General features: G+C 64.9%; 4 protein-coding genes. 1 reads left to right on the forward strand and 3 read right to left on the reverse strand.

The features are described from left to right. Positions 1-79 precede the first annotated feature (79 nt). The gene (locus AOQ71_RS08390) at positions 80-1,411 is read left to right on the forward strand and encodes an IS1182 family transposase (RefSeq protein ID WP_057742559.1); all 1,332 of its coding nucleotides are present in this window, start codon (positions 80-82) and stop codon (positions 1,409-1,411) included. Between the two features lie 118 nt (positions 1,412-1,529). On the opposite strand, the gene AOQ71_RS08395 is transcribed toward AOQ71_RS08390, so the two are convergent. From AOQ71_RS08395 to AOQ71_RS08405, 3 genes are all read right to left on the reverse strand, one after another. Then, positions 1,530-2,684 (reverse strand): FAD-dependent monooxygenase, encoded by a 1,155-nt coding sequence (locus AOQ71_RS08395; RefSeq protein WP_057744382.1) that lies wholly within the window; start codon positions 2,682-2,684, stop codon positions 1,530-1,532. A gap of 186 nt (positions 2,685-2,870) precedes the next feature. After that, positions 2,871-3,086: a hypothetical protein gene (locus tag AOQ71_RS08400; RefSeq protein ID WP_057744385.1), complete on the reverse strand. Its 216-nt coding sequence runs from the start codon at positions 3,084-3,086 to the stop codon at positions 2,871-2,873. 118 nt (positions 3,087-3,204) lie between these two features. After that, a partial coding sequence (locus tag AOQ71_RS08405; RefSeq protein WP_245316804.1) for a cysteine rich repeat-containing protein occupies positions 3,205-3,753 on the reverse strand: 549 nt, incomplete at its 5' end.

Consider the following 3,753-nt stretch of genomic DNA (forward strand, 5'->3'; position numbering starts at 1 on the left):
CACCCTACGAGACTGTGAATCTTTTGTACCGCGTGTCGGGCGAATGTGATTCTCTAGGCAGACTGATCTGCTGGAGAGGATGATGGCTGACGAGGGACTTTTTGGCGAATTGCCGGATCAGTCGGCGCCACGAACCGAAGCGGTGCCGCGGGGTGCACCTCGGCTGCGCGAGCCCGTGCGCAATCAGGTCGAATTGCGGGCGGTCGATATCGACAGCCTGATCGGGCAGGATCATCTGGCCCGGGTGATCTGGGCTTATGTCGAGGGGCTCGACCTGAGCGAGCTGGAAGATCGGGTTAAGGCACGGGAAAACAGGCCGGGCCATCCGGCGCCATCACCCCGGCTGCTGCTGGCGCTTTGGCTGTACGCCACGAGCGATGGCGTTGGCAGCGCGCGGGCGTTGGATCGGCTCTGCGACAGTCACGACGTCTACCGCTGGCTCTGCGGCGGCGTGTCTTTGAACTATCACACACTGTCGGATTTCCGGGTCGGCTGCGCGGACCTGCTGGACCGTTTGCTGGTCGAACATCTGGTGGCTCTGAATGAGGCAGGGCTGATTGATCTGGAGAAGCTGACCCAGGACGGGGTGCGGATACGGGCGAATGCGGGGGCCGGCTCGTTCCGGCGGGAGGCAACGCTCGGCCGGCAGATGGCCCAAGCGAAGGCTGTGGTGGAAGAGCTCAAGCGCGAGGTCGATGCGGATCCGGAAGCCAGCAGCCGGCGTATCAGGGCGGCCAGAGAGCGCGCGGCACGCGAACGCAGTGAGCGGGTGCAGGCTGCGCAGAGGGCTTTGGACGAGATCAAGCGGAAGCGCAAGCAACTCGACGAAAAAGGCGGCAATGGCAAAAAGCCGAAGGAGCCCCGGGCCTCCACCACCGACCCGCAGGCAAGGGTGATGAAGATGGCAGATGCCGGCTTCCGCCCCGCCTACAATGTGCAGGTGGCCAGCGCGGCCGGCGAACTGATCGTGGTCACGGTCGACATCGACAACAACGGATCAGATCGCGGCTTGATGCGGCCGATGCTGGAGCGAACGCGCACTCGGCTGAAGCGCTTGCCGCGTCGCTACCTCGCCGATGGCGGGTTCTGCAGCGGCGAGGACATCGAATGGGCGCACGGTGAAGGCGTCGAGGTCTACTGTCCTCCGCCCAACTCCAGGAGCGGTGTCGATCCCTTTTTACCTCGGAGCAGCGACGGTCCTGGCGTCGCGGCCTGGCGGGCCCGCATGGCCAGCGAAGCCGGCAAGGCACAGTACAAAGCCCGCACGATCTGCGAATGCATCCATGCCCGGTGGCGGAACTGGGACCTCAGGCAATTGACCGTGCGCGGCATCGAGAAGGTCCGTGCCGTCGTGCTCTGGTACGCCCTCACCAACAACATCCTGCAAGGACACCAACTGGCAAAAGCATAGACAGCACAGCCATCCCCCGGCGGTTCGACATCGACGGCCCCCGACATCAGCGCGGGCGCTACCCACTCTTTAATATCGAATGCGGAAATGACTCACAGGCTCTACGATTGCTCGCGCCTCATGCCGTCGCCTCGCCCGCTGCGTCTCCGCCGTTCTTCTCGGCCTCGTAGCGTGCCATGAAGGCCGGCGACATCGCGCGCAGCCGGGAATCGTCGATGCGGCCGGAGCGGGTGATGTAGCTATAGGCGAAGTCCATCAGGCCAAGCTGCATGTGCTGGGCGAAATGCTCGTACCAGAACGCGCTGGTGCGTGCGGCATTGACCAGTTTTTGCACCACCGGCTTGCGCGCGGCCTGGTAGCGATGCAGCGCCGTCGACAGATGGGCATCCGATTCCAGCGCCTTGACCAGCGCGATCGCGTCCTCGATCGCAAGCCTCGTGCCTGAGCCGATGGAGAAGTGCGCCGAGTGCAGCGCGTCCCCAAGCAGCACCATGTTCTTGAATGACCAGTGCTCGTTCCAGACCCAGGGGAAATTGCGCCAGACCGATTTGTTGGAGACCAGGCAGTGGCCGCCGAGCGTGTCGGCGAACACCTCCTCGCACACGCCCTTGGATTGCTCGGCGTCCTTGTAGGCGAAGCCATAGGCCTGCCAGGTGGCGTGGTCGCATTCGACCAGGAAGGTGCTCATGGTCGGTGAATAGCGATAGTGATGGGCGTTGAAGGCGCCGCGGTCGGTCTTCACGAAGGTCTGCGACAGCGTGTCGAAGCGCTTCGAGGTGCCGTACCAGACGAATTTGTTGGAGGAGTAGGACAGCGACGTGCCGAAATCGCCCTCATAGGCGCGGCGCACCAGCGAGTTGAGGCCATCGGCGGCGACGACCAGATCGTGGCCGTTGAACTGGTCGATCGTTTGGATCTGGGTGTCGAAGCGCGAGGTGACGCCGACGTCGAGCGCGCGTTGCTGCAGGAATTGCAGGAGCTCCAGCCGCCCGATCGAGGAGAAGCCGACGCCGTCGATGGCAACGCTGTCGCCGCTGAGATTGAGCGTGATGTTCTCCCAGCTCTCCATATGCGGCGCGATCGCATCGACCGTCTCGGGGTCGTCGGCGCGCAGGAATTCCAGCGCCTGGTCGGAGAACACGACGCCAAAGCCCCAGGTCGCATCGGCCGGGTTCTGTTCGAACAGGTCGACTTGATCCTCGGGATGACGCTTCTTCCAGAGATAGGCGAAGTAGAGCCCGCCGGGTCCCCCGCCAATCACGGCGATCCGCAAATCCTGCCTCCCTAATTGGCAGTATGCTTACTGTCTCAGGGTCAACTTAATGGGCTGCGGTGTCCCACGCCAGCGGAACTCAAGGCGAGGTGCGTCGCAGCACGGCCGCAGCCACCCGCCTCGCGCGTGCCCAAAGCCGTCAGTTGCGAATCATAGCCAAACCGCGCCGGATTGACCACCCGGGCGTCAGACGCAGCGCTTCACGTAGACCCCGTTCACCAACACCCTGGTACAGCGAACCACTGGCACCGGGTGACGAACCACGACGGCGCCGTTCGGGCCGGCGCAACCGGCGCGGTAGACGCCGCGCGCGCACACCACCGCGTTGGCATCGGAGGATTCGAAGGTCATGGTCGCCGCGAAGGCGAACAATGCAGACGCAATTAGCAGAAATGCACGCATGTGGTTTCTCCCGGTCTTGTCGTGATTGAATCTGCTATCGGCAACGGATTGGTCGCAAGGAGCGCGCGAAAATTCACGCGCGCCGCCAATATCGATGACGATGCGCGCTGCGTGCCCCTCACCGCGCAGCGAATGGTGCGAGCACGTCCTTGCAGGCCGGCGACAGCGACGCCGCATTGCTGGCGATGCATTGCACGATGCGGCCGCCACCCGGCGCGACGCCGGCACAGAGCGAGCGGATGTCCGCGCCGCAAGCGGAGCGCACGATGAACAGCTCTTCGCGCGGCAGCAGCGGGCGCAGAACGATCACGGCGGGCGCGGCGGCCGGCGCTGCTGCGGCTGCGGGCGCGGCGCCAGTTGCCGGCGCGGCAGCCGCTGCGCCGCCACCGGCCGCGGCGGTCACCGCTTTCGCGCAGGCCGACGAAACCTTGGCCTTGTTCTTCTCGAGGCATTCCAGCGCGGGAGCGCCGCCCGGCGGCACGCTGGCGCAAACCTTGGGATAATCGGCGCGGCATGCGCTCTTGACCGCGGCGACCTGCGCGCTGGCCGGTTGCTTGGCCGCTTCTGCCTTCGGGGCAGTTTTGGCGGCTGGCTTCGCCGCGGGTTCGGCGCTGGGCGCCGCTTCGGTCTTTGTAGGCTCAGATTTGGCAGGCTCAGATTTGGCGGG

The organism is Bradyrhizobium manausense, from assembly GCF_001440035.1.
In the GTDB taxonomy this organism is placed as follows: domain Bacteria; phylum Pseudomonadota; class Alphaproteobacteria; order Rhizobiales; family Xanthobacteraceae; genus Bradyrhizobium; species Bradyrhizobium manausense.